We start from the raw sequence: 23,889 nt of genomic DNA on the forward strand, positions 1-23,889 counted from the left end.
CGACAAACGCTGTCTCAGGGCTTACCATCAGGCGACAATTTCCAAACATGGTACGCCAAGGCGAGGGATGCCTGAAAAAAGGGTCAGTGACGAGATAAGTGTGGTGGCCGGTCTGGCTGCCGGCGTCAGCAATTATGCCCGGTCACGGGGCATCGATATCACTCCCATCTGCAAGGCTCTTGATATTGATCCCGCCACATTCAGCAGCCTGACGGAACGCATCAGCCTCGATAGATTTTCCCGTCTGCTCGAAACCTGCGCACTGATTTCCGGTGACGACGCCTTTGGCCTGCAATGCGCCTCCGCCTTTCCAGCGGGTGCATCCGGCGCGTTCGGATATGGCCTGATCAGCGCGCCGACGGTACGGGCCTTCCTGCGCTTTCTTCAGGACCATGTCTATTACGCCACCAACAACAGCAATTTCACCATGGTAACGGATGCCACGCAAGTAACCCTGTCATGGTCCTTCGCACCGGTGATTGCCAAACGCGATCAATATGTGGATTTGTCGCTCGCCGTCCTGGTACAGCGCCTCCGTGATATTCTCGGAGATCGTATCAACCAGATCGAGATCGGTCTGGAGCGGCCGAAACCGAATAATATTCAGCTATTTAAAGAAAAAATGACCAGACGCGTCAGTTTTTCCCAGCCGATCCATACCATGCGTCTTCCGGTATCGCTTCTCGATGTGGTCAATCCGAATACGGATGAGCGGCTGTTCGAACTGATGAATCTGCAATGCCGCATGTTGCGACCGGAGACATCGGCGGATGCGACCCATTTCATCGACCAGGTGAAGCGGTATATGCAGATGCGGCTCTCGGATGCCGAGCTTTCGCTCAGCGAGATCGCTCCCTATTTCAACCTGTCGGAACGGAGTTTTCAACGGCGGCTCGCTGAGCTCGGCACCAATCTCAACGAGATAAAGGATGCCATTCGCAAAAACGCCGGTTTTAAACTCCTCGTGGAAAGCGATCTTCCGGTATCCGACATCAGTTACAGGCTCGGCTATTCGACGCCAGGTGCGTTTTCGCGTTCCGTTTCCCGCTGGTTCGGGGCAACACCGACGGACATTCGCAAGAAACACGCGCATCATTCCATCGGATGATACATGTTTACGGTATCAATATTTCGGAATGACGCATTTAATTTGAGAAATATGTCGCCTCTCATCGCAATATGTGCCGAAACATAACAATAAAACGAAAAACTTGGCGCGAGATGTTATTCTATCGGCGTAGTACATCGCCTATTAGAGCGCCGCATATCCCTAGGGTGTGGCCAAAAACATTCAGAGCTTGGAAGCTCCGCGCCGCGGCCTTTTACTGCATAATTCCCGATGCCAGATGAAACCTATTGGCGAAACTAACGTTTCTGTTCGCGTCTAGACAGAGCGGTTAGCGAGCTGGTTTCGGGGAATGAATCATTGCCTGATCGTGCCCCGGGAAGGTCAATCTCTTTTGAGGCTGAAAGAAATGTCTTCAAATACGCCGCATGAACATCGCCAGACACGCGAAATCATCCTTTCGGAGCGTGAGCGGCAATATCTCGGGCTGGTGGCGAGAGGCAAGCATCCCTCCCACGTCGCCTTGATTACAGGTGCGGACGAAGCAGACGTGAAGGATACTCTTGAACGCGTGCGCCAAAGGCTGGGCGCGGCCAATCTGCTGAATGCCGTCAGCATCGCACTGCTGCGCGGCCTGATCGAACAGGAAGCGTAGTCACCACCTGCTCAAGTCCAAGCTTACGCGAACGTCCCCTCCCGTAAGCTGAAAACCGAATGAGCGGCTTTCTGCGTCAAAATCCTTCCATATCAATGGCGGGATGGCGGACCAAAGGTGGGCTGGACATGATGTCCCGCCCTATCGACGCAGATGCAAAGCAGCCATTTACGGTTTGCCCGGCGGGTCCTATTCGACCCGCCGGGTTTTATTATTGTGGGGACTTTAGAGCGATTGAATTTCGGCCAGAATATCGCTTTCGATCACGATGCCGCTTTCCAGCGCCTGTTTGCGAATACCCTGACTGCGACGACCGGGCAGACGCACATTTTCCTGTTTTTCGATCTCGCCGGCGATAAGCGCCAGCCGCTCGGTAAAGGCCGCGCCGCCCGACGATACCGGGTCAATGGCGATGATCGTGTGGCCGAGGGAGGGCGGAGCGCCCTTGTCGTCCAGAAGCGAAGAAGCCTGGAATGCGAAATTCCCGCCGGTAATCGCGGCGGCCATGATCTCTACCATCAACGCCAGCGCAGCACCCTTGGCCTCACCTGCGGGCACCATAGTACCCTCTATGGCCTCTTCGGGATCGGTCGTCGGCCGGCCGTTTCTGTCGAGCGCCCAGTCGCCGGGGATCGTTTCACCCTTCTGGCGGGCGGCCATGATCTTCCCGCGCGCGACCTTTGAGAGCGCGAGATCGATGACCAGCGGATCGGCGCCGCCGACGGGGGTGGCGAAGGCGATTGGATTGGTTCCATAAAGCGGTTTACTGCCGCCCCAGGGCGCCATGGATGCGGGCGCGTTGGCGAACATGAGCGCTACAAGACCCATTTCGGCGAGCCGCTCGACGGTCAGCGCCATAACACCGGCATGATGGGAGCGGTGGATCGCGGCGAGCGCGATGCCCTGCTGCCGGGCCATTTCAGGCAACTCCCCAAGGGCGCAATCGATCGCCGGATAGGCATAACCGTGATTGGCGTCGATGGAGAGCACACCCGGCTTCACGCGCGTCGCCACCGGACGCGCCTTGCCATCAACCTTTCCAACCCGCGCCTGGCGGACATAGACGGGGATGCGACGAAAACCGTGTCCGCTCTGGCCAGCCGCCTCGGAGGCGACAAGTGCCTTCGCCACCGAACGGGCGTTTTGCGGCAGAACGCCGTTGCGCTCAAAGATAGAGGATACGAGATCCTCCGCCTCTGCGATTGAGAATTTCATTCCGGAATGCCTCTGCTTGTGAAGTCGACAAGACCTACACCATCAAAAACATTCGCGAAATGTTATTCACGCCCAAACCGGGCCGCGCGCGAGGAATAGTGAACATACCCAAGGGGTGACTTAAGCGGGCGGCCTAGCGGATGCTGATCGGCAATGTGATCGTTTTGTTTGCGTCCGGAGGCGGAGCAGGCACGGGTGAGGCGCTCTGAATCCATGCCGTAATCTGCTGGTCGATCGAGGAATCGCCTGTGGACTGCACAACGCTGACCCCGCTGATGGCGCCAGCATCATTGACCCTGAAGCGAACCGTCGCAGTCATAGCATCACTGCGCAGCGACCGGGGCTTGCGCCGTTGAATATGCGAACGGACCTTCGATCCCCATTTCGCCGGCGAGGCGGACGAGGACGAGAAAAAGCCGGCATTGCTGCGCGATGCCGCCGTCCGGTCGGACTGCTGGGCTTCTGCTTTCGCCGTTTCACGCAGTTCCGATGCCTGTTGCGGTTTGGGACGCTGGCGCTCGACCTTCTTTTTCTCTTCCGGCTCTTTCTTTTCCACCTTCTTTTCGACAGGTGGCGGCGGAGGCCGTATGACGGGCAAGGGAACCTCGACATTTTCGAGTTCCGCCATCATCTGCTCCTGGACGGGATCGATCGGCTCCACCGGCTCGGGAATTTCCTGCGGTTCGACGATCTCCTCGACCGGCGGTTCCGGTGGCTGCACGGGCTCTGGCGGCGGCGTTTCCGCCACCGGCTCCGGTGGCGGCGGCTCTTCGGGGGCTGCTTCCTCCACCGGTTCGCTGCTGTCGCTCTTTACCTCTTCGGCGTCTTCGACATCCTGCGCCTGCGTCGTTTCTTCGGTGTTGACGGCTTCCGGTATCGCCGCCATTTCGATCATGATCGCGGCAGGCGGCGGCCCGCCAGCATCCAGCTCCTCCGGCTCCTGCATCAGATAATAGGCAAACCCGGCATGAACGCTCAGCATGAGCACCGCCGCGGCGGACCACAGCGTCACTTCCCCGAGACGGGAATGCCGGGCCTGCGGATAGCCGTTTTCACTCATGGCGCGGTTCCCTGCCCCGCCGGCGCTGCTGGTTGGCCAGCGGCAGCGGGCTGCGATGCGGCAGCCGCGTTTTCCAGCCCTACAAGGGCGATCTTCAGATAGCCGGCATCTCTCAGCAGGTTCATGATTTCCATGAAGTGACCATAATCAACCGCTTTATCGGCGCGCAGGAAGATGCGCGTATCCTTCTTGCCACCCGTCTGCCGGTCGATAGCTGCCGCCAATGCTTCGCGGGCAACCGCATCATTGCCGAGATTGAGCGACAGATCGTCCTTGACAGTCAGATAGAGCGGCTCTTCCGGGCGCTCCGCCGGTTTGGCGGTGGATGCCGGCAGATCGACATTCACATCAACGGTGGCGAGCGGTGCGGCCACCATGAAGATGATGAGCAGAACAAGCATCACGTCGATGAAGGGCGTGACGTTGATCTCGTGGTTTTCGGAGAGATCGTCTCCGCTATTTTCGCGAATGCCGCCAGCCATGACCGATCACCGTCCAACCAGCGACACGGCGGGCTTGCTGGCGCTGCCCGGCGGAATGCGGCGGAAATCGAGGTCGCGGCTGACAAGGCGTTCCACGCCGGCTGCGGCATCCGCCAGCAGATGGCGGTATCCGGTGATGGAGCGGGCGAAGACGTTGTAGATTACAACGGCCGGAATAGCGGCGACGAGACCGATGGCGGTAGCGAGCAGCGCCTCGGCAATACCCGGCGCGACAACGGCGAGATTGGTGGTCTGCGATTCCGAAATGCTGATGAAAGAGTTCATGATGCCCCAGACGGTGCCGAACAGGCCGACAAAGGGGGCGGTGGAACCGATGGTCGCCAGAACACCCGTTCCGCGCGACATACGGCGACCCGCATGGGTTTCGATACGCGACAGCGCCGAAGAGACACGTTCCTTGATGCCGCCGCCATCCGTGTGTTCGACCACCGCGTCGGAAAGCTGCATTTCATGGGTCGCCATACGCAACATCAGCGCTGCCGGGCCGCCCTTCTTCTCGACGGCCTCGGTGGCCTCGTTCAAGGTTTTTGCCCTGCGAATGACCTTGAGCGTCGCGCCGGCGCGCACCCGCGCACCCGCAAGCTCAACTGATTTTGCTACCCAGACCGTCCAGGTGACCAGTGATGCGAAGGCAAGACCGATCATCACGCCCTTCACGACCCAGTCCGCCGCCATGAACATGCCCCAGGGAGACAGGTTATGCGGGATATCCGCACGATGTTCGGCGCTTGCGGGCACAGCGCTGACAGGCTCTATCGGGGTCGCGGCTTCATTCGGCGCGGCCGTCTGGTTCGTCTGCACGGGCTGCGTCGGCTGCGGCGCGGTATCTGTCGCTGGCTGTGTGGGTGCAGGCTGGGCCTGTGCGGGTTCAGTTGACGAGGGCTGCGACGGTGCGCTAGCGGCCGGCTGTTCCGGCGCTGTCGCGGAAGGCTGAACGGGCGCGGTGGCCGGAGCACTCGGTGTTGCAGGCTGAACCGCTTGCGTTTGCGGTGCCGGCTGTATCTGGGTTTCCGATGCCGTCTGAGCGAAAACCGCGCCGGCGCTTAAGCCGGCCAGCAAGGTGACAGCCATGGCAAGGGAGAGATGCCGTGTTGTATTTGCCCTGTTGAAAGATGCGGAGGAAGTTGAGGTCTCAGCTGACATAATTTTTATCCCGGATTTCCGTCGATGAACTCATCCGCAGATTGACCGGTTCCTTAAAACCGGGGTCATGAACGGATGCCGTCGTGAAAGCTTGACGTTCCGATAATAAACCTGAGTTCTTTTGACAACTATTATATTGTCAAAAGACGACCCGTAAACTCTTCTTTACAAAAAATTGACCGTCCGGGCGGCCTCAGGCGTTTTGCGAAGGTGAAAACTGCGCCACCAGGGCATGCCGGTCTCCGGGATAGGTCACCCGGACGCTGGTGATGTAATCCGCACCATGCCAGGTGCGGCGATGGATGACGAGGCAGGCCGCACCGGACACAATGCCCAGCGCCGCGGCATTTTTACGGTCGGCGGAAACGGCGCTGATGCGATGTTCGGCGGCGCTCCAGGGCACCATTTTCAGCAGCCAAGTACCCGGCCCGATCTGTGAAAAATCCGCTGCCTCCGCCTCCGCAACGGCGGTGACATTGATGATGCGTTCCTCGAGGCAAAAGGGAACGCCGCCGGCAAAATGCGTGCAGGTGAGTTCCAGAACCGGGGCATCCGTGGCAAGCGCCATGGCCGCGCCATCTTCTTGCCCCGCAGGGCGCAGCCGCCGTCTGTCGAGACGGTAGCCGTAAACGAGGCCGAGGGCCTGCACCTCCCGCTCGATATCGTGGATTTCCAGCACAGCCGATTGCGCATGGGGCTGGCGAACGAAAGTGCCGAGACGACGGCGTCTTTCAATCAGGCCACGCTGCACCAATTCGCTGAGAGCCTTGTTCACCGTCATGCGCGAACAGGCATATTGCCGGGTCATCTCGTGTTCGAAGGGAATACGGTATCCCGGCGGCCATTCGCCCGACATGATGTGGCGCTCGACATCATTGCGGATGCGCTCGTGTAGCGATTTCTCCTGAAGATCGGCGCCTGTGCTCCTCATTCCGATGCTTCCATCCTCCCCTTTTGATGGATCAACTATCCATGGGCAGCGGCGGCAATCGCCTCGCTGCGTATTTCCTCCGTAAGCTTGGCGCGCAGCTCAGAAAATTCCGGGCTGGCCTTCACGGTGTAGTGGCGCGGATGCGGCAGGTCGACCGGAGTGATGGACTTGATACGGCCCGGCCTTGCGGACATGGTCACCACACGCGACGCCATGAAGACCGCCTCCTCGATATCATGGGTGACGAAAATGACCGTCTTCTGCTCCCGCTCCCAGATACCGAGCAACAATTCCTGCATCAGCCCGCGCGTCTGGTTGTCGAGAGCGCCGAAAGGCTCATCGAGCAGCAGGATTTTCGGGCCGTTCGCCAGAGCGCGGGCAATCGCCGTTCTCTGCTGCATGCCGCCGGACAATTGTTTCGGCCAATGGTTTTCGAAGCCGCGCAGGCCGACCTTGTCGATATAGCTATCGACGACCTCCCACTTCTCCTTCTCGGCCACGCCGCGCTCGCGAAGGCCGAAAGCAACGTTTTCGCGGATCGTCAGCCAGGGAAACAGCGTGTAGGACTGGAACACCATGCCGCGATCCGCCCCCGGGCCCGTCACCGCCTTGCCCGACAACAATACCTCGCCCGTCGTCGGACGGTCGAGACCGGCGATGATGCGCAGCAGGGTTGATTTCCCGCATCCCGACGGGCCGAGAACGGTCACGAAATCATTGCGGGGAATATCCAGATCAGTCGGCTGCAAGGCCAGCGTCGGCTGCCCGCCCTGAACGCCGGGAAAGGTGCGGCTGACGCCCTTGATAACGAGTTCGCTCATCAGGCAAGCCTCCAGGCGAAAAGCTTCCGGTTCAGCGATTTGAATGCAAAATCCGAAATAAGGCCGATAATGCCGATGACGATGATGCCGAAGATGATCTGGCCGGTCGCCATCAGCGCTTGGCTGTTGATGATCATATAACCGATGCCCGAGGAGGCGCCGATCAGTTCCGCCACGATGACATAGGTCCAGGCCCAGCCAAGGACGAGGCGGAGGATTTCGGCAATATCGGGCGCATTGGCGGGAATGAGGACACGACGCACCACGCCCCGGTCCTTCGCGCCCAGCGTATAGGCTGCCTCCACCAGATCCCGTCGCGTGCCGGCGACAGCCACGGCCACCATCAGGATGATCTGGAACACTGCACCGATGAAAATCACCAGCAGCTTCTGCATCTCGCCGATACCGGCCCAGAGAATGAGGAGCGGCACGAAGGCGGAAGCCGGCAGATAGCGCGCGAAGGAGACGAAGGGTTCAAGCAGCGCCTCGATGGGCTTATAAGCTCCCATGGCGATGCCAACCGGCACGGCGATGAGCGACGCCAGCACGAAACCACCCACCACGCGCCAGATCGTCATGCCGATATCGCTGGCAAACCCCTGATCGGTCAGAAGATAGATGCCGTCCTTCAGCATGGTAATGGGGTCGGCCAGAAAGGTTGGCGACACGAAGCCGCCCAGCGTGGCAAAGCCCCAGGCGGAGAAAAACAGCACGAAAAACAGGATGCCGAGAAAAATTCTCGTGCTGTTCCTGATGGGTTGAAGAGGTTGCATCTGTCGCCTGTCCGGAAAACCGGCGCGGCACTTTCGCCGCGCCATCAGAACGCCCTGCGCCTTTCGTGACACACAATCGACGCTCTCACTTATCTTTGGCCGCAATATTCCCCGCAGGGAATGCGGCCGCCTTTTTCTGTCACTTGATGAAGGAGGTATCCGCGAGTGTCGAAAGATCGGGTTTCGACTTTATCACGCCGATTTCCAGCAGCAGATCGGCCGATTTTTCAGAGAAGGTCTTAAATTCACCCTCGAAAAATTTCTGGTTGGCGGCCTTGTCCTGCCATTCGAGGAATTTTGCCGATGCGGCAAAGGCCTCGCCCGCCTGCTTCACATCCGCTCCCATCGTCTCATAGGACTTTTCGGGGTCGGACTTGATGAGGTCGAGAGCCTGGAAATAGCTGTCCGCCAGGGCTTTCGCCGCCTGCGGATTGGCCTTCAGGAAATCCGGCGTGCAGCCGAACGTATCCATGACGGCGGGGTAATCCAGCGTCGTCGCAAGGATTTTGCCCTTGTCGGGCGCGGCGCGCACTGTGGAGAGATAGGGCTCATAGGTCATGGCTGCATCGTTCTGACCGGCGACAAATGCCTGCGCGGCCGGTCCCGGCTCAAGGTTGACGACTTTAACGTCTTTGAGCGTCAGACCATTCTCCTTGAGAATCCAGGCAAGGAAGAAATAAGGGGACGTGCCCGGCGCAGACGCTGCAACCGTCTTGCCCTTGAGATCCGTGATCTTCGAGACATCGCTGCGCACCGCAATGCCATCGGCGCCGTGAGACTTGTCCATCTGGAAAATCTGCGTGGATTTCACACCATTGGCATTCCACGCGATCCATGTCTCCACCGTGGTGGCGGCACACTGGATATCACCAGAAGCAAGGGCCAGATGCCGGCTGGCCTGCGGTATCTTCTTGATATCGACCTTCAGGCCATTCTTTTCGAAAATGCCGGCCTGCTTGGCAAGCGTCAGCGGCGCAAAACCAGTCCAGCCGGACATGCCGATCGTTACCGACGTCTCGGCATAGGCTGAAGCGGATGAGACGAGCGCTGCAATGGCGGCGAGAACCCACGTTTTTTTCATGATCTGAACCCCTTTTGATTTATTTTTGTGCGATGTTGTTTTTCGCTTTATTTGAGGCATGGTAGGCAGGGATTTTATATTTGTCTAGACAAAATAGAAGCTTCCGAGCGCCTCCAGAACGATTGCAAACGCACCGCCCGGCATTCTAGACATAGGATAACACGGCCCTCTGCACGGGCATGCTGTTTTTCCATATCGAGCTCTTACCATGACCAGACAAAGACGTCGCAGTATCATCAGGGCAAGGCGAACCGGAACCGGAATTGCGCTGGTTGCCGCCATTTCCTTCATCGCCGGCATGACGGATGCGGTGGGCCTGCATATTTCAGGCGACTTCGTGTCCTTCATGACCGGCAACACCACCCGCGCCGCAGTCTCGATGGAGGCGGGCCTCTATTCCCATGCCGCAAAACTGCTTTTCGCGATCATCGCCTTCGTGGCGGGCAATGCCGGCGGCATCGTGGTGGCGCATAAGTTCGACCGGCGCATCTTTGCCGTCCTGATGGCGGTGGGATCGCTGGTGGTCATTGCCGCGCTGCTCGGCGGCGAGGCTTCCGCTCTCGCGCAATTTTATCTCGTCGTTTTCGCCATGGGAATGGTCAACGCCGCCGTCGAACATATAGAGGGACTACCGATCGGGCTTACCTATGTGACAGGCGCTCTTTCCCGCTTCGGCCGCGGCATTGGCCGTTTTCTTCTGGGCGAACGGAGCCTAGACTGGGGCATTCAGATCGTGCCCTGGCTCGGGATGATCAGCGGCGCGATCTGCGGCGCCATTCTGGGCGCCACGCTGCAGTCCAATGCCCTGTGGGTGGTTGCGGCCACGGTTTTCGCCGTCGCCATCGCCACCTTCATCATTCCGCGCTCGCTTCGGCAGCGCTACAATCAAAGGGTCAAAATACGGCGGATTACGCCATGACAATCGTCGCCGTCACTTTCGCGAGATGGTGACGAATTTCGTGCCGCGCACCCGCACCGTCATCAGGCAGGGCTCCTTGTCGGTCCGCTCGCAATAACGCGGGTGCATCTTCAGCACGAAAACCATGTTGCCGAAACGCTTGATGAAATCATAACCGTAAATCCGGGCGGTAGCGATCATCAGATAACCGCCCTCTTTCACCTGGACGTAGAAATTATAGGGGCATCCCTCTTCGTCGCAGGCACGGCCTTTTTCGCCATCGCAATCGAGAACGCCATGATTGACGACGGCATCCATCAGCCCGTCATTGTTGATATCCAGCCGCGTGACGAAATCGTCGCCGAACGCCGCCACCTTGCACTCGTTGCGGAAATGGTCCTTTTCATAAATCTCGGGATCACTCACCAGCTGCTGCTGCGCCGAGAGTGTCACCGGAAACATCAAGAGAACCAGCACCTGAAGCGCGGCAACGAGAGCGATTCGCACGGCATTTTCCTTTGCATCCGTTTCGGTTATGGATGTTGCGATCATCCGGGCGGCCAGCCTAGAGTTTAGTGCTTGCGCGACACTGACGTGTTCGCAGCCCGTGTTTCCGGGGGGAACCTTTTCATGACGCTTCTAGGTTTTCTCGATTATGCCGGCGTCGCCGTCTTTGCCGCAACCGGCGCGCTCGCCGCCTCGCGCAAGCAGCTCGACCTGATCGGCTTCCTGTTTTTCGCAGCCGCGACCGGCATTGGCGGCGGCACGGTGCGTGATCTCGTACTGGGCAGGACGCCGGTGTTCTGGGTGATAAACCCCACCTATATTCTCGTCTGCGTCTCGGTCGCGGTGCTGCTGTTCTTCACCGCCCATCTTTTCGAATCCCGTTACCGGGTGCTGATCTGGCTCGATGCGCTCGGCCTGTCCGCCTATTGCGTCATGGGAGCAGCCAAGGGTCTTGCCGCCAGCGGCTCCGCAACCGTCGCCATCGTCACCGGCATTCTGACGGCGACATTCGGTGGTGTACTGCGCGATATTCTCGCCGGGGAACCTTCCGTGCTCCTGCGGCCGGAGATCTATATCACCTGCGCGCTTTTGGGCTCCTCCACCTTCATTGTCGTCTATTTTTTCGGCGCACCGCTTTATGCCGCATCAGCGGCGGGTTTTCTGACGGCATTTGGCATCCGGTCCGGAGCGCTGATCTTCGGCTGGACTTTCCCGCCCTACAAGGCCAAGCCAGGCAGGCGGCCAGAAGATGTCATGAAGTGACATAAAACGACCGGTGAAAACAGAAATGGCGCCCATGGGCGCCATTTTCACATCCGTTATCGGACAAAGGGCTTCAGCCACGCTTGCGGCGAAGGCGGATGACCACGTCCACATGGGCGATTTCCATGCCTTCGGGTGCTTCCGGCAGATTGTCGATCTGGAGGTTATTGACGGGAATATCGAGAACCTCGTTCTCGCCCTCCACGAAGAAGTGGTGGTGATCCGAAACGTTGGTGTCGAAATAGGTACGGGCGCCTTCCACAGCGAGAACGCGGATGAGACCGGCTTCGGTGAACTGGTGCAGCGTATTGTAGACCGTGGCGAGAGAAACGGGCACGCCGGCGGTGACCGCCTCATCATGCAGTTCCTCGACCGTCAGGTGGCGATCACCCTTTGCGAAGAGAAGATCGCCCAAAGCCACACGCTGTCGCGTGGGGCGCAGCCCCGAGCGCCGCAGCCTTGTTCCGATATCCAATGTGGCGTCAAATGCCATGCAATCCCATTCCGAGCACAGGAGTAAAACTCATCAATTGCATTAGCATATATCTTTTGCAGCGAGCGCTTTCAATAGTTTCAGCGCCGTCAGGCGCGGCAAATGGCGGCAAACCGGCCATTCTTGCAAATTTCCTCTGGTTCCAGCCGGATGGTTCCTGTATGCGGACGGCATATTGAGGTAATGACTTCTGCAAAGAAGGTTCGAAGACAAAGAATGACGCCCGAGCGGCCTCTGCCCTTGCAGCGCTTCATTTTGAACCTAACTTGCTCTAGTGAAGTCGATCAACACCAGTAACTGGGGAAGTGAAAGCGGTATGGCAACGAGGCAATCAAGTTACAATTATGAGGAGATCCTGTCCTGCGGTCGCGGCGAATTGTTCGGCCCGGGAAATGCACAGCTCCCATTGCCCCCCATGCTCATGGTCCATCGCATTACTGAAATTTCCGAAACCGGCGGCGCCTTCGACAAGGGTTTCATCCGTGCCGAATATGATGTCAGCCCCGACGACTGGTATTTCCCCTGCCACTTCCAGGGCAACCCGATCATGCCGGGGTGCCTCGGCCTTGACGGCATGTGGCAGCTGACGGGTTTCTTCCTTGGCTGGCTGGGCGAAGAAGGCCGCGGCATGGCGCTTTCCACCGGCGAAGTGAAATTCAAGGGCATGGTTCGCCCTCACACGAAGCTCCTTCAATATGGTATTGATTTCAAGCGCGTGATGCGCGGCCGTCTGGTGCTCGGCACCGCCGACGGCTGGCTGAAGGCGGACGGCGAAACCATTTATCAGGCGACGGACCTGCGCGTAGGCCTGTCGAAGGAAAAGGCTGCCTGAGGCAGACGGAATAGTCCTGACAAACGCCGGGCGGCTTCGGTCGTCCAGCCGAAATCTTAAGAAAAGGTCCCTTTCATGAGACGAGTTGTTGTCACCGGCCTCGGTATTGTTTCTTCCATCGGCGGTGATGCCGCTGAAGTCACCGCATCCCTGCGCAATGCCAAATCCGGCATTTCATTTTCGCCGGATTTTGCCGAACACGGTTTCAAATGCCAGGTCTGGGGCAAGCCGTCTCTCGACCCGACCGATCTGGTCGACCGCCGCGCCATGCGCTTCCTGTCGCAGGGCGGCGCGTGGAACCATGTGGCCATGAAGCAGGCGATCGCCGATTCCGGTCTCGAAGAGAGCGATATCAGCGGTAATGAGCGTACCGGCATCATCATGGGTTCGGGCGGTCCTTCCACCCGTACCATCGTCGAAGCCGCCGATATCACGCTGAAGAACAACAGCCCGAAGCGCATCGGCCCCTTCGCCGTGCCGAAGGCCATGTCCTCCACCGCTTCGGCCACGCTCGCCACCTGGTTCAAGATCCACGGCGTCAACTATTCCATCTCGTCGGCCTGCTCCACCTCGGCGCATTGTATCGGCAACGCGGCTGAAATGATCCAGTGGGGCAAGCAGGACGTGATGTTCGCAGGCGGCCATGAGGATCTCGACTGGTCCATGTCCAACCTTTTCGACGCCATGGGCGCCATGTCGTCCAAATATAACGAGACGCCGGACGTTGCCTCGCGCGCCTATGACGTCAATCGCGACGGTTTCGTGATTGCCGGCGGTGCGGGCGTTCTGGTTCTCGAAGAGCTGGAACATGCAAAGGCGCGCGGCGCCAAGATTTATGCCGAAATCGTCGGTTACGGCGCGACCTCCGACGGTTACGACATGGTGGCTCCCTCAGGCGAAGGCGCGATCCGCTGCATGCGGCAGGCGCTTTCCACCGTCAAGGGCGATATCGACTACATCAATACCCACGGCACCTCGACGCCGGTTGGCGACAGCAAGGAAATCGGCGCGATCCGGGAAGTCTTCGGCGACAGGATCCCGCATATCCAGTCGACCAAGTCGCTCACCGGCCATTCTCTGGGTGCCGCCGGCGTTCAGGAATCGATCTACGGCCTGTTGATGATGCAGGAACGCTTCATCGGCGAAAGCGCGCATATTTCCGAGCTCGATCCGGAATTTGCAGGCGTCCCGATCGTTCGCAGCCGCATCGACAACGCCAAGATCGACACCATCCTTTCCAATTCCTTCGGCTTCGGCGGCACCAACGCCACGCTCGTCTTCCAGCGTCATAACGGATAATTGCCAATGAACGGCATCATGCAGGGTAAACGCGGCCTCATCATGGGCGTCGCAAACAATCACTCCATCGCCTGGGGTATCTCCAAGGCGCTTGCGGCACAGGGCGCGGAACTCGCCTTCACCTATCAGGGAGAGGCGCTCGGCAAGCGTGTGAAGCCGCTCGCCGCCGAACTCGGTTCCGATTTCATCGTGCCGTGCGATGTCGAGGATGTTGCCTCGGTCGACGCGCTTTTTGCGGCGATCCGCGAAAAATGGGGTGTACTGGATTTCGTCGTGCACGCCATCGGCTTTTCCGACAAGAACGAGCTGAAGGGTCTCTATGCGGATACGACGCGGGAGAATTTCAGCCGCACCATGGTCATTTCCTGTTTCTCCTTCACGGAAATCGCCAAGCGCGCCGCCGAACTGATGACAAACGGCGGCTCCATGCTGACGCTGACCTATAATGGTTCACAGCGCGTCATTCCGAACTACAATGTCATGGGCGTCGCCAAGGCGGCCCTTGAGGCATCGGTTCGCTATCTCGCCGCCGATTACGGCCCGCGCGATATTCGCGTCAACGCCATCTCGGCCGGTCCGGTCCGCACGCTGGCGGGCGCCGGCATCTCGGATGCGCGGGCGATCTACGCATGGAACCAGAAAAACGCGCCGCTTCGGCGGACGGCGGATATCGATGATATCGGCGGATCGGCACTTTACCTGCTGTCCAGTCTGTCGCGTGGTGTTACCGGCGAGTGCCACTATGTGGACTGCGGTTATAACATCACCTCCACGCCGACGCTGGAGGTTCTCTCCAGAGCGGATGCGGAATAATCGCCCATTTCAATTTCGACAAAAGCCCGGCCGTGCGCCGGGCTTTTATATTGCGGGTCGTATCAATTTCGGAATTCACTAAAGTATAATTCATCGGAGTAACTGAATTTAAACATCGGGTGGTTATGGTCCGCAACAAATTCAACGGTTGCGCTTGCCGCATATTCTTAGAGATAGACACCACCTCATGCGACTGGCCAGACTGAAGCCATTGCTGGAAAAATTCGGAGTCTCGCGCGACGGGACCGCAGCCATCGAATTTGCGATCCTCGCCATTCCCTATTTCCTTGTTGTTTTTGCGATCATCGAAACCTTCATCGCCATGATGGCAGAACAGGTGGTCGTCAATGCCACTGAAAACATGGCCCGGCGTCTGAGGACCGGGCAGATAAGCAGTTCGATTTCGAAAGAGGATTTTCGCAAGAGTTTCTGTAATGAAGTTTCAGTGATGATTACCTGCTCGGCGGATGAGATCAAAAAGGAACAGAAACTCTATATCGATCTTCGCTCCTTCACCGCCTTCAAGGATATTCCGACCAAGATACCGCTCAAAGCCTTTGGCGAATATTACGATCTTGATACGGCCCAATTCGGCTTCAAGCCGGGTGGACCGGAAACCATCAACATGTTGCGCGTCTATTATCGCTGGCGTGTGATCGCCGATATCATCCGGCCGTATCTGACCAAGATCCGACCGGCCGACGGGTCGATGCCCTCGCATTTCCTCATTGTCGCGACCGGTGCTTTCATGAACGAGAAATACATCACAAGCGGGGGCTCATGATGGCAGGGATGGTGTCCGTCGCGACGAAGTGCAAACGACGCCTGATGGCGCTCGCCTCAAGCTTTGCAAAAGACAAGCGCGGCGTGGGCGCGGTGGAGTTTGCGATCCTCTTCCCTATATTGCTCGCGCTTTATGTGACCTCTTTCGAGTTGACGATCGGCTATAATACCTACAAACGCGCAAGCAGTGCCGCCGCCACTATCAACGACCTGATATCGAAGACGGGTTCCGTCGACAAAACCTATCTTGCGGGCATGCAAGATGTCGCATCCGCCGTCTTTGCGCCCTACAGCACAAAGGGTCTGCAACTGAAGATCAGCGGCATCAAGATCGACGCGCAGAAGCAGGCCAAAATTGTCTGGTCCTGGAATGAGAAAAACCAGAGACCCTACGCGGTAGGATCAGCGGTCGCGGTTCCCACACGGCTGCTCGCGGAAAACAGCTTCCTCATCCATGTCGAGCTTTCCATCCCGCATGAATTGCTGATGTTCATGACAGATATTTCCTCATCCGGGGTAAAGTCGATCACCATCGGCCGTGATTATTTTTTCAAGCAGCGCGATACGGAGACCACCTGCACCAATTGCTGACGCAGTTGGGCGCAGACGGTATCTTTCATCCAGAGGAAATCTCTAATAGACATCGCGCAGATAGCGTTTTTCGCGCTTCAGCCGGTTCACATAATCGCTTGCCGCTTCGGCAGAAATGCCGACCTCATCGCTGACGATACTATGCAGGGCATCATCGACATCTTTCGCCATGCGGGTCGCATCACCGCAGACGTAGAAATAACCGCCCTCTTCAAGCCATTGATAGAGCGCCTTGCCGTTCTGCCGCATGCGGGTCTGGACATAGATCTTCTCCGCCTGATCCCGTGAAAAGGCGAGGTCGAGACGGGTCAGCACGCCGTCGCGGCTCATGTCGGCAAGTTCGTTTTCATAAATGAAGTCCGACTGCCGGTGCTGATCACCGAAAAACAGCCAGTTCTTGCCCTTGGCGCCGCGCGCCTGCCGTTCCTGCAAAAATGCCCGGAAGGGCGCGATGCCCGTTCCCGGTCCCACCATGATAACAGGCGCATCATTGTCCTGCGGCACACGGAATGACTTGTTCGGCGAGACGAAAATTCCGGCATTCCGTCCAGCCTCCACCCGGTCGGCCAGATAGGTGGAGCACACGCCGCCGCGCTCACGGCCCTCGGCGCGATAACGAACGCTGGCAATCGTCAGATGTACGCTGTCTTTCGCAACCAGAGGGCTGGAGGATATGGAATAAGCCCGGTGCTGCAGCGGCTTCAGCAATGTCACGAATTCAGCGACATCAAATAGCGGCTTTCCGCCGAGATTGATGAGGTCGAGAATATCCTTGCCCCAGAGAAAGGCGGCCATCTGCTCCTTGTCTCCGTTTGCGATGATGTGGCTGAGTTCCTCATGCCCCGCACGCTTGCCGATTTCGGCGACGAGTTCGCGCGAGGGAGTCGATATCTCGAACATGTTGAGAAGCGCATCACCAACGGGCCGGTCCAGCCCGCTGATTTGGCTGTCCGCGGCCGCTCCGAAGTGTTCCAGCAGCGCGCCCGCCAGTCTCGGATCGTTCAGGGGCACGACGCCAAGAGCATCACCCGCTTCATAGTCGAGCCCGCTTTCGCCGAGACCGAATTCGTAGTGACGAATCTCCTTGGACGATCCGGGACCGGACAGGCGGCGATTGACGCTCACCTCAGCCGAATAGGGATTCTTGCGGTTCCAGCCCTGCTTTGTCGGCACAGTAGGTTCGGCGACATCGGGCATGACAGCTGCCGCATTGCCGCCGTCGACAGCAAGCGCAAGCGGCAGGGTCTCGCCGATCCATGCGGCGGCCGCATCCTCGAAGTCGATATCGCAGTCGATACGCGTCTTCATCCGCTTGCCGCCAAGTTGCTCGAACCGCGTATCGATGAGCTTGCCTGCCTGGCAGAAACCGTCATAACCGGTATCGCCAAGCGCAAGCACGGCAAAATTCATCTCGTCCAGACGCGGCGCGGCGTCGGTGGAAAGTGCTTCCCAGAAAAGCTGGGCATTGTCAGGCATTTCACCTTCGCCGTAAGTCGAGGTGACGACGATGACCCGCTTCATGGCACCGAGACCGTCCATCGAGACATCATCCAGCGCAGCCACCACCGGCCGCATGCCCTGCGCACGGGCGGCGGCGGCGATATCCATGGCTAAGGCCTCGGCATTGCCGGTCTGTGTGCCGAAGAGAATATTCAGCACACTGGCCGCCGCCTTTGGGGCGGCGGCGGCAACAGAAGTCTCCATACCTATGGCGGCGCGGGAATGGAGCCCGGCCAGAAAACCGGAAAGCCATGCGCGCTGATCACCATTGAAGGGCGCGTCTTCGGGAATATAAGGTATCTTCATCATGCTGCCCTGTGGCTGGATGCGGTGGCGAGATCTGGAATGGCACGCACCGCGAAAAGCTCCTCGAAGCCCGGCAGACGGCCGATCCTCTCGATGTTTTTCCGGTTCTGCTGAATGATCCAGCCATAGGTGCCGGGGCTGTCCACCGACCAGATGTTGCGGCGCGCCAGCGCCTGCTTGTAGTCGTCGAGACGCTTGGCGGCGATCATCACCGCAAGCTGTTCATCGCTATGATCGGAGAGCGCCTCGCGGGCGTATTTCAGCAAACGCTGCATCAATGCGTAGTCTTCCGTGAGGATGAGATTGCGTACGGCTTTTTCGATTGCGGGATCGGAAGGGCCCGCCGCCATCGGCAGCCGCTGCAGGGCGATTGCCTGCGCCATGCTCAACACCGTGTAGTTGTTGAGAAGCGCATACATGTCCTCCGTGTCCGTCTCGCCATAACCCGGTACGGTTCCGTTCAAAACGGCCTTACGATCGCGGTAAGCGAGCTTGAACTTCCGCACCTGATGGGCGGCAAGCGCAGATGCCAGTTCCTCCAGCAGCTCCTTGCGGGGCTTCGCCTTCAGAATTTCATCGCTGTCCTGATAAAGCAGCAGGGCGCGCGGCATGCCATAGACGAAATTGTGCTGTTCGCTCTCCCAGTTTTCCAGAAGCCATGCGGCCTTGGCCGAGCCGGTCTCCGCGACATGCCAGGTCAAAAGCTGGTGGACGGCCTGATTGTGGATCGCGGCCTGTTCGTCCTCACCGGTGATCGAACCGAGCAGGATGGAATCGTGGCTGACCTTCTTCGGCAGATCGCCATAGGGATCATACTGATAGACGAAACCGCCGCTCATGCCGTTGCCGAAACCCTTGCCGAAACTGCCAAGGTTGAGAACGGCACCGTTGGTCATGTATTCGCAGGCGAAATCGCCCACGCCTTCGACCACGGCGGTCGCGCCGGAGTTACGCACCGCGAAACGGTCGCCCGCCTGACCCTCGACGAAAGTGCGGCCGCCAGTGGCGCCGAACAGCGCGAAATTGCCGACCAGCACATTGCCGCCAGCCTCTTGCGAACCGCCGCCCGGAGAGCGTACGACGATGGTGCCCCCGCAGGCGCTTTTGCCAACGCCGTCATTGCAGGTGCCGGTATGGACCATGACCATGCCGTCATTGCAGAAAGCGCCGAAGGACTGCCCGGCCGACCCTGAAGTATCGATGCGCACCGACCCAGCCTCGAGGAACCGGCGGCCACGGCTGTCCTGCTTCACTGCCGGCAGCGCATCCGCCTCTTCGTCGGAAAGCTCGTGGTTCAGCATGCGCTCGATATCGACGGCGAGCTGGCCGCCGACGCTCTTGTTGCAATTGTTGAGGAAACGATTGCCGCCAAGCTCGATGTTTTCCCGTCTGCTGTCGATCAGTGCCGAGCGGACGAGTTCGATGAAGGCATCGTCCAGCGCGAAGTCCTTTTCCATATAGACGGGGTTGTCGATCTTCACTTCCTCGACCACGGCAAGCATCGCCCGGAGGTCAAGCTGGCCGACGCTGGCCGGATGATCGAGAAGGTGAAGAAGATCGGAACGGCCCCGTGCTTCGCGCAGCGAGCGCAGCCCGAGTGCTGCCAGGATCTCGCGGGTCTCATGGGCGATGTTCATGAGATATTGCGCCAGCGCGCGCGGATCACCGTTGAAAGCTTCCTGATTGGTAGTGAGACCCGCTGGGCACTTGATGTTGCAGTTCTTCGCCATCACGCATTTCAGCATCATCAGCGCCGTGGTGCCGAACTCGAAACTGTCACCGCCGAGAAGTGCTGATTTCACCACGTCGCTCGCCGTCTGGTGCGCACCGGAGCAACGCAGCAGCACCTTGGCGCGCAGGCCGGTGGCGCAAAGCGCCTGATGCACCTCGGCAATGCCGATTTCCGCCGCACGGCCGGTATATTTGAGGCTGGTCACGGCGGCTGCACCCGTGCCGCCGGTATTGCCGGCGACGTTGATGACATCTGCTCCGGCCTTGGCGACGCCGACCGCAATCGTGCCGATGCCTTCCGAAGAGACGAGCTTGACGATGACGCGCACACGCGCCGCCTTTGCGTCATGGATGAGCTGGGCCAAATCCTCGATCGAATAAGTGTCGTGATGCGGTGGCGGCGAGACAAGCTCGACGCCCGGCGTGCCGCCGCGCGCGGCGGCAATTTCGACCGTCACCTTGGGAGACGGTAATTGCCCGCCCTCGCCTGGCTTTGCACCCTGGCCGATCTTGATCTCGATTTCCTCCAGCATCGGATCGGCAAGATAACCGGCCCAGACGCCGAAACGGCCGGAGGCGAACTGCTTGATGCGCGAGGCGCGGATGGTGCCGTAACGGGAAATATGCTCGCCGCCCTCACCCGAATTGGACATGCCGCCGACCATGTTGGTGCCATGCGCCACCGCCTCATGGGCGGCAGCGACCAGCGCGCCATGGCTCATGGCGCCCGATGCTAGGGTCTTGGTGATCTCGCTGGCCTTCTGCACGGCATCAAGCGGAATGCCTGCCGGCGCGGTACGGATGAGAGACAGGTAGGTGAATGCCTCGCCCTTTGCCTGAACCAGCAGCGCGCCGCCTTCCAGCCAATGGCCGGGGATATCCGTTCCGAAGCGGTCGAGCAATGACTGGCCGAGTGCGGCAAGCCGGGCAAGTTCATGACCGTGCGAGCCGGTCAATTGTAGCCGGAACGCACCGTCTCCCGCGCTCTCGCAAAGCAATCCGCGCACCATGAAGCTGTTATTGCCATGCCGGGAAAAGCGACCCATTTCCCGACGGAACTCTTCTGCCGAACCGGCGAATGTCACATCGGCCGGCAACTCCAGAACATCGCGCAGGGCAGCAGGACGGCGCGACCTTTCTTCCGCCATCATGCGGGCGAAGGCGCGATAGCCGGGCGTTACCTCGAAGGCGTCGATCGCCTCCGGGGTCAGCCGGTCGAAGCTATTGTGATAATAGGCCGCATCGTTGAGACCGAAGGCATCCTCCAGCCGGTTGAGCGGCAGGAGGCGTAGCGCCTCTTCATTATCGGTTCCCTTGTCGAAACCGATCTTTTCCTCCGTCATGTCCACGAAGCCGCGCACGGCCGTCGTGCCATAGGAATGGCCGGCCCCTTCGGCGCGCTCCTTGAAAAGACCGAGCAGGGGAATGTCATTTTCACCCTTCACGGACAGCGCCTTCCGGTGCCAGTCAGCCACCGCCTGCGCAATGACGGCGAAATTGACGCCGCCGACCGGCGTCTTCACATTCGGGAAATAACGCTTCAGCACCACGTCGTCGGTATCGAGGAAGTTCGGCTCGAAGAACTCGCCGCCAATATAGCTTTCCGCCGTACACAGCCCGACCTTGCCCATGGTCTTCATCAGCGACTTTTCGGCCGCCTTGGCGAAGCGCTTGAAGGCCTTGTCGGCATCAGCACCGAATTTCTCCTCGGCGCGGAATTGCACGCCGAGCGGATAGACGGCCGAAGCGCCGAAGCCGAGGCTCGCCGCAATGTGATGCGAAGAGGAAAACTGCCCGCTTTCAACGATCAGCGAAACACGCAGCCGCAGACCTTCCTCGATCAGTCGCTGATTGATGGCGGAGACGACCATGATCATAGGCAAAGCCGCGCGGCCTGCCGAGACATGCCGATCGGTGATGACGGCAATCCCGCCTTCCTGCGCCGCGAAAGCCACGACCTCGTCGCAGAGACCGTCGATCGCCTGCCGCAAGGCCGCTTCGTTGGCATCCGCGACATCGAGGACTGGCGTATAGAGCATCTCGAAACGGCGAACCGGCGTCTCGGGCTGTTCACGAATGCGCAGCATATCGAGGTGGGTCAGGATCGGCGAGCGCACGACGATCTGGCGAGCCTTCTTCGCGCCGCTGTTCGGCTTTGCACCAAGAGCGACGCGCAGCGTCATGCCGTCAGCCTCGCGAATGCTGTCGAGCGGCGGGTTGGTGACCTGCGCAAAACGTTGCGAGAAATATTTGGCAACCCCGCCTTCCTGATCGGAGAGCGCGTTGATGGCGTTGCCATAACCCATGGCCGAGATTTTTTCCGCGCCCGACGCCAGCATCGGGTCCATCAGGAACTTGAAGCTTTCCTGATTGTGCGAATAGGCGACGTAGCGCTGATGCCGTTCCAGATCGCCATTGTAACGAAGCGGCGAGCCCTGCTTTTCGGCGGACACTTCTGGTAAATCATCAAGCATTACCCGGGATTCGGACAGCAGCGCCGGATAGTCCCTCCGCGCTGCCAGAAGCTCCAACGCCTCGACGGTGGAAAAGGCGCGACGTTCGGCGTGATCGTAATAAAGCATGCCGCCCGCCTCGATGCGGCCGCGACGGATGACGCTTTCGGCCGGAAAGGCGATCTGCCCCGCCTCCGACATGACACAGAGATAATCCTCCGTCTCGACGGTGCGCAGCGGGCGCAGGCCGAGGCGGTCGAGCCGGGCACCGATGATGGTGCCGTCGCCGAAAATCAGCGCGGCCGGGCCGTCATTCTTCTCCTCATAGAGCGAGAAATATTCCAGCATCGCCTTGACGCCGGGCGACAGGGTGTCGTCGTTTTCCCATGCCGGCGGCATCATCGAGACCACGGCGGTGACGAGGTCGAGACCATCCTCCATCACCCGCGCCTGCAAGGTCTGGTCCAGCCGGCAGCTGTCCGACTGGCCCTTGGGCCTGACGATGCTGGCATTCTTCGCCAGCGCCACGGCCGCTTCCGACAACCGGTTCTTCTTGTCGGTGTTGAGCTCACCATTATGCGCCATCAGGCGGAAAGGCTGCGCCATGGAGGGGTGTGGATCGGTATTGGTTGAAAACCGCGTGTGGAAATACATCGTATGCACTTCATGGCGCGGATCGGTGAGGTCGCAGAAATAGGGCATGACCTCGTGCGAGTTCAGACGCCCTTTGAGCACCTGCGTACGCGCGCTGAGCGACAGCGGATAAAAGCCGGCGAGTTCCGGCACGGTATAAGCAAGTGCTTCGATGGCAAGCAGCGCCTTGTGGATGCGCCAGTCGAATTCGACGAGAGTTGCGCATTCCACTGGCGACGAAAAGACCCATTGCCGGATCGGCAACTGGTAAGGGATGGCAGCGGGGCGGATGGCCGCGTCATTCACCGGCACGTCACGGACGATGAGGATCGAAAACCCCTGCTCCTGCAGCGCGCTGCCGATAATGCCAACCGCCTGATCGTGGAATGCGGGGTTCTGCGGCAGGAAAAAATTGCCGACGCCGAACCGGCCAGTCTGCAAGGCGTCGTTCCCCGTCAGCTTCTGGAAAAAGGAGAGTGAGAGATCAAGCGAAACGCCGGCACCGTCACCGACACCTTCCGCCGACATGCCGCCGCGATGCGGCACGGCACAGAGCGCCTCGTGACCGCGCTTGAGCACATCATGCGTCTGCACGCCGTCCTTGCGGGTGATGAAACCGACGCCACAGCTGCTTTTTTCAAAAGCGGCATCGTAAAGGCCGAATTTTTGCTCCGTCACACTCAAGGCACTCTCCTCTCATTGCGCATTTCGCGCGGCATCACCCTCTTTTCCCGAAATCCGGCGCGGCAACCGGCACTCTGCGGGCGGAGCCGCAGGCGACCTGGCTGCTCCTCTTCTTTTCTGCTTATCGGCGTTTAATGGCGCGAACGGTCGTTTTGCGGCCGTCAAACGGCGTGGCGGCACTGGCCGCTTTTTCGCAAATAATGATCGTCGTCGTTCGCATCGCGTTCCCTGATGGCCGGCTTTCCGGCGATGAGACACACTCAATTATGTCAGTAGTACTTACATAATATTTCATGATCGACCGAGTCAAGATTAAAATCGGCCTTGCGCAATAAAAAAACAAAAACGCCGCGAAA

21 protein-coding genes are annotated in these 23,889 nt (G+C 59.2%); 9 read left to right on the forward strand and 12 right to left on the reverse strand.

The window, feature by feature from the left end:
* Nucleotides 1-67 precede the first annotated feature (67 nt).
* Both V6R85_RS06815 and V6R85_RS06820 read left to right on the forward strand, forming a co-directional pair.
* Nucleotides 68-1,108: an AraC family transcriptional regulator gene (locus V6R85_RS06815; protein ID WP_111833782.1), complete on the forward strand. Its 1,041-nt coding sequence runs from the start codon at nucleotides 68-70 to the stop codon at nucleotides 1,106-1,108.
* Between the two features lie 367 nt (nucleotides 1,109-1,475).
* A complete protein-coding gene (locus V6R85_RS06820; protein ID WP_003507304.1) occupies nucleotides 1,476-1,721 on the forward strand; it encodes a LuxR C-terminal-related transcriptional regulator in 246 nt (81 codons plus the stop codon).
* A gap of 225 nt (nucleotides 1,722-1,946) precedes the next feature.
* Here V6R85_RS06820 and V6R85_RS06825 read toward each other — a convergent pair whose 3' ends face one another.
* From V6R85_RS06825 to V6R85_RS06860, 8 genes are all read right to left on the reverse strand, one after another.
* The gene (locus tag V6R85_RS06825) at nucleotides 1,947-2,936 is read right to left on the reverse strand and encodes an Ldh family oxidoreductase (RefSeq protein WP_087743183.1); all 990 of its coding nucleotides are present in this window, start codon (nucleotides 2,934-2,936) and stop codon (nucleotides 1,947-1,949) included.
* A gap of 133 nt (nucleotides 2,937-3,069) precedes the next feature.
* Nucleotides 3,070-3,996 carry a TonB family protein gene (locus V6R85_RS06830; RefSeq protein WP_003507301.1) on the reverse strand — a complete coding sequence of 309 codons (927 nt, stop codon included), beginning with the start codon at nucleotides 3,994-3,996 and terminating at the stop codon, nucleotides 3,070-3,072.
* On the reverse strand, nucleotides 3,993-4,478 hold the full coding sequence (exbD, locus tag V6R85_RS06835) for a TonB system transport protein ExbD (protein WP_003507299.1): 486 nt from the start codon (nucleotides 4,476-4,478) through the stop codon (nucleotides 3,993-3,995). The genes V6R85_RS06830 and exbD overlap by 4 nt, the downstream gene beginning before the upstream one ends.
* A gap of 6 nt (nucleotides 4,479-4,484) precedes the next feature.
* Nucleotides 4,485-5,642 carry a tonB-system energizer ExbB gene (exbB, locus tag V6R85_RS06840; RefSeq protein WP_162695470.1) on the reverse strand — a complete coding sequence of 386 codons (1,158 nt, stop codon included), beginning with the start codon at nucleotides 5,640-5,642 and terminating at the stop codon, nucleotides 4,485-4,487.
* A gap of 193 nt (nucleotides 5,643-5,835) precedes the next feature.
* Complete coding sequence (hutC, locus tag V6R85_RS06845) at nucleotides 5,836-6,573, reverse strand: histidine utilization repressor (protein WP_111833783.1); 738 nt, start codon at nucleotides 6,571-6,573, stop codon at nucleotides 5,836-5,838.
* A gap of 35 nt (nucleotides 6,574-6,608) precedes the next feature.
* Nucleotides 6,609-7,394, reverse strand: a complete 786-nt coding sequence (locus tag V6R85_RS06850; protein ID WP_087743178.1) for an ABC transporter ATP-binding protein — start codon at nucleotides 7,392-7,394, stop codon at nucleotides 6,609-6,611.
* On the reverse strand, nucleotides 7,394-8,167 hold the full coding sequence (locus V6R85_RS06855) for an ABC transporter permease (protein WP_111833784.1): 774 nt from the start codon (nucleotides 8,165-8,167) through the stop codon (nucleotides 7,394-7,396). The genes V6R85_RS06850 and V6R85_RS06855 overlap by 1 nt, the downstream gene beginning before the upstream one ends.
* Nucleotides 8,168-8,306: 139 nt before the next feature.
* Nucleotides 8,307-9,248 carry an ABC transporter substrate-binding protein gene (locus V6R85_RS06860; RefSeq protein WP_111833785.1) on the reverse strand — a complete coding sequence of 314 codons (942 nt, stop codon included), beginning with the start codon at nucleotides 9,246-9,248 and terminating at the stop codon, nucleotides 8,307-8,309.
* Between the two features lie 208 nt (nucleotides 9,249-9,456).
* On the opposite strand from V6R85_RS06860, the gene V6R85_RS06865 reads away from it, so the two are divergent.
* Nucleotides 9,457-10,167: a YoaK family protein gene (locus V6R85_RS06865; protein WP_111833786.1), complete on the forward strand. Its 711-nt coding sequence runs from the start codon at nucleotides 9,457-9,459 to the stop codon at nucleotides 10,165-10,167.
* Between the two features lie 12 nt (nucleotides 10,168-10,179).
* Here V6R85_RS06865 and V6R85_RS06870 read toward each other — a convergent pair whose 3' ends face one another.
* Nucleotides 10,180-10,698, reverse strand: coding sequence for a hypothetical protein (locus V6R85_RS06870; RefSeq protein WP_107674770.1), 519 nt, complete (start codon nucleotides 10,696-10,698; stop codon nucleotides 10,180-10,182).
* 78 nt (nucleotides 10,699-10,776) lie between these two features.
* Between V6R85_RS06870 and V6R85_RS06875 the strand changes: the two genes are divergently transcribed.
* Nucleotides 10,777-11,415, forward strand: coding sequence for a trimeric intracellular cation channel family protein (locus V6R85_RS06875; protein WP_099085756.1), 639 nt, complete (start codon nucleotides 10,777-10,779; stop codon nucleotides 11,413-11,415).
* A gap of 73 nt (nucleotides 11,416-11,488) precedes the next feature.
* On the opposite strand, the gene irrA is transcribed toward V6R85_RS06875, so the two are convergent.
* On the reverse strand, nucleotides 11,489-11,908 hold the full coding sequence (gene irrA, locus V6R85_RS06880) for an iron response transcriptional regulator IrrA (protein ID WP_003507276.1): 420 nt from the start codon (nucleotides 11,906-11,908) through the stop codon (nucleotides 11,489-11,491).
* Nucleotides 11,909-12,224: 316 nt separating this feature from the next.
* Here irrA and fabA point away from each other — a divergent pair, with 316 nt between their 5' ends.
* The 5 genes from fabA to V6R85_RS06905 all read left to right on the forward strand — a co-directional run bounded on the left by fabA (nucleotide 12,225) and on the right by V6R85_RS06905 (nucleotide 16,226).
* A complete protein-coding gene (fabA, locus tag V6R85_RS06885; protein WP_003507274.1) occupies nucleotides 12,225-12,740 on the forward strand; it encodes a 3-hydroxyacyl-[acyl-carrier-protein] dehydratase FabA in 516 nt (171 codons plus the stop codon).
* A 75-nt stretch (nucleotides 12,741-12,815) separates the two neighbouring features.
* Entirely contained in the window at nucleotides 12,816-14,039 is a 1,224-nt protein-coding gene (gene fabB / locus V6R85_RS06890) for a beta-ketoacyl-ACP synthase I (RefSeq protein WP_003507273.1), read from the forward strand.
* A 6-nt stretch (nucleotides 14,040-14,045) separates the two neighbouring features.
* A complete protein-coding gene (gene fabI / locus V6R85_RS06895) occupies nucleotides 14,046-14,852 on the forward strand; it encodes an enoyl-ACP reductase FabI (protein ID WP_003507271.1) in 807 nt (268 codons plus the stop codon).
* Nucleotides 14,853-15,039: 187 nt separating this feature from the next.
* A complete protein-coding gene (locus V6R85_RS06900) occupies nucleotides 15,040-15,636 on the forward strand; it encodes a TadE/TadG family type IV pilus assembly protein (RefSeq protein WP_003507270.1) in 597 nt (198 codons plus the stop codon).
* The gene (locus V6R85_RS06905; protein ID WP_003507268.1) at nucleotides 15,633-16,226 is read left to right on the forward strand and encodes a TadE/TadG family type IV pilus assembly protein; all 594 of its coding nucleotides are present in this window, start codon (nucleotides 15,633-15,635) and stop codon (nucleotides 16,224-16,226) included. Before V6R85_RS06900 ends, V6R85_RS06905 begins: the two co-directional genes overlap by 4 nt.
* A 42-nt stretch (nucleotides 16,227-16,268) precedes the next feature.
* Here the strand turns inward: V6R85_RS06905 and V6R85_RS06910 are convergent, their stop codons facing one another.
* Both V6R85_RS06910 and V6R85_RS06915 read right to left on the reverse strand, forming a co-directional pair.
* On the reverse strand, nucleotides 16,269-18,035 hold the full coding sequence (locus V6R85_RS06910; protein ID WP_080570328.1) for a sulfite reductase subunit alpha: 1,767 nt from the start codon (nucleotides 18,033-18,035) through the stop codon (nucleotides 16,269-16,271).
* Nucleotides 18,032-23,533, reverse strand: coding sequence for a glutamate synthase-related protein (locus V6R85_RS06915; protein ID WP_111833787.1), 5,502 nt, complete (start codon nucleotides 23,531-23,533; stop codon nucleotides 18,032-18,034). The genes V6R85_RS06910 and V6R85_RS06915 overlap by 4 nt, the downstream gene beginning before the upstream one ends.
* Nucleotides 23,534-23,889: the final 356 nt, after the last annotated feature.

Source organism: Agrobacterium sp. CCNWLW32, assembly GCF_037083425.1.
Taxonomy (GTDB): Bacteria; Pseudomonadota; Alphaproteobacteria; order Rhizobiales; family Rhizobiaceae; genus Agrobacterium; species Agrobacterium radiobacter.

Coding starts and splice junctions, on each gene's coding strand:
- exbB (WP_162695470.1), bottom strand. CDS start 5,642: ATGTCAGCTGAGACCTCAACTTCCTCCGCATCTTTCAACAGGGCAAAT.
- V6R85_RS06900 (WP_003507270.1), top strand. CDS start 15,040: ATGCGACTGGCCAGACTGAAGCCATTGCTGGAAAAATTCGGAGTCTCG.
- V6R85_RS06850 (WP_087743178.1), bottom strand. CDS start 7,394: ATGAGCGAACTCGTTATCAAGGGCGTCAGCCGCACCTTTCCCGGCGTT.
- V6R85_RS06830 (WP_003507301.1), bottom strand. CDS start 3,996: ATGAGTGAAAACGGCTATCCGCAGGCCCGGCATTCCCGTCTCGGGGAA.
- V6R85_RS06870 (WP_107674770.1), bottom strand. CDS start 10,698: ATGATCGCAACATCCATAACCGAAACGGATGCAAAGGAAAATGCCGTG.
- V6R85_RS06905 (WP_003507268.1), top strand. CDS start 15,633: ATGATGGCAGGGATGGTGTCCGTCGCGACGAAGTGCAAACGACGCCTG.
- V6R85_RS06825 (WP_087743183.1), bottom strand. CDS start 2,936: ATGAAATTCTCAATCGCAGAGGCGGAGGATCTCGTATCCTCTATCTTT.
- V6R85_RS06860 (WP_111833785.1), bottom strand. CDS start 9,248: ATGAAAAAAACGTGGGTTCTCGCCGCCATTGCAGCGCTCGTCTCATCC.
- hutC (WP_111833783.1), bottom strand. CDS start 6,573: ATGAGGAGCACAGGCGCCGATCTTCAGGAGAAATCGCTACACGAGCGC.
- irrA (WP_003507276.1), bottom strand. CDS start 11,908: ATGGCATTTGACGCCACATTGGATATCGGAACAAGGCTGCGGCGCTCG.
- V6R85_RS06910 (WP_080570328.1), bottom strand. CDS start 18,035: ATGATGAAGATACCTTATATTCCCGAAGACGCGCCCTTCAATGGTGAT.
- V6R85_RS06865 (WP_111833786.1), top strand. CDS start 9,457: ATGACCAGACAAAGACGTCGCAGTATCATCAGGGCAAGGCGAACCGGA.
- fabA (WP_003507274.1), top strand. CDS start 12,225: ATGGCAACGAGGCAATCAAGTTACAATTATGAGGAGATCCTGTCCTGC.
- fabI (WP_003507271.1), top strand. CDS start 14,046: ATGAACGGCATCATGCAGGGTAAACGCGGCCTCATCATGGGCGTCGCA.
- exbD (WP_003507299.1), bottom strand. CDS start 4,478: ATGGCTGGCGGCATTCGCGAAAATAGCGGAGACGATCTCTCCGAAAAC.
- V6R85_RS06815 (WP_111833782.1), top strand. CDS start 68: ATGCCTGAAAAAAGGGTCAGTGACGAGATAAGTGTGGTGGCCGGTCTG.
- V6R85_RS06875 (WP_099085756.1), top strand. CDS start 10,777: ATGACGCTTCTAGGTTTTCTCGATTATGCCGGCGTCGCCGTCTTTGCC.
- V6R85_RS06855 (WP_111833784.1), bottom strand. CDS start 8,167: ATGCAACCTCTTCAACCCATCAGGAACAGCACGAGAATTTTTCTCGGC.
- fabB (WP_003507273.1), top strand. CDS start 12,816: ATGAGACGAGTTGTTGTCACCGGCCTCGGTATTGTTTCTTCCATCGGC.
- V6R85_RS06820 (WP_003507304.1), top strand. CDS start 1,476: ATGTCTTCAAATACGCCGCATGAACATCGCCAGACACGCGAAATCATC.